Annotated in this window: 1 protein-coding gene; it reads right to left on the minus strand. The window is 63.0% G+C overall.

The features are described from left to right. A partial coding sequence (locus tag HX873_RS31310; RefSeq protein ID WP_177123837.1) for an AMP-binding protein occupies positions 1-370 on the minus strand: 370 nt, incomplete at both ends.

The following is a 370-nucleotide window of genomic DNA, read 5'->3' on the forward strand; positions in this document are numbered from 1 at the left end:
GATCACATAGGCGAGGTTCTGGCTGTCGACGGTTACCGAAGGCTCATGCTCGCCGTAGCCATCGAACCGCTCGGGCAGTGCGTCCAGCAGCAGGCAGTCCACGGCCACGTCGGCGAAGTACGGCTGTACGCTGGTTTCGGTCAACAGCAAGGCGATGCCGCTGTCCTCGACCATGTACATCAAACGATCCTGTGGATAAGCCGGGTCCAGCGGTACATAGGCACCACCGGCCTTGAGGATCGCCAGTAGCCCGACGACCATCTGCACGCTGCGCGGCATGCACAGCCCCACCAACACGTCCGGGCCTACACCCCGCTCGATCAACGCATGAGCCAGGCGATTGGCGCGCAGGTTGAGCTGGGCATAGGTC

It is taken from the genome of Pseudomonas sp. P7758 (assembly GCF_013386485.1).
Classification (GTDB): Bacteria; Pseudomonadota; Gammaproteobacteria; order Pseudomonadales; family Pseudomonadaceae; genus Aquipseudomonas.